The organism is Shewanella decolorationis S12 (assembly GCF_000485795.1).
Lineage (GTDB): Bacteria > Pseudomonadota > Gammaproteobacteria > Enterobacterales > Shewanellaceae > Shewanella > Shewanella decolorationis.
The window spans coordinates 1-325 of record NZ_AXZL01000018.1; the positions used below are offsets into that span (position 1 = coordinate 1).

The 325-nt window shown below is 47.7% G+C and carries 1 protein-coding gene; it reads right to left on the reverse strand.

The window, feature by feature from the left end; genetic code table 11:
- The coding region (locus SHD_RS01040) for a GTP-binding protein (RefSeq protein ID WP_023265438.1) at nt 1-220 on the reverse strand (220 nt) is incomplete at its 3' end.
- Nucleotides 221-325: the final 105 nt, after the last annotated feature.

Here is a 325-nt window from a genome sequence, read left to right on the forward strand (position 1 = left end):
GCATGACAGACGTAGTAATCGAAATACCACGGTCTTTTTCCATTTCCATCCAGTCAGACTTAGCGTGCTGACCCGATTTTTTGCCCTTAACGGTACCCGCTTTCTGCAGCGCGTTTCCGAATAACAGCACTTTTTCGGTAATGGTGGTTTTACCCGCGTCGGGGTGCGATATAATCGCGAAGGTGCGACGTTTATCGACCTCTACTTTATTGCCTGACATTTAACCTATGCACTCGTATCGCTAAAAAAGGCGCAAATTATAGCGCCTCAGTGCGTACTTGGCTAGGTAAAGCCCGAGATGAGCCTCGGGCGATATAGCTTATTT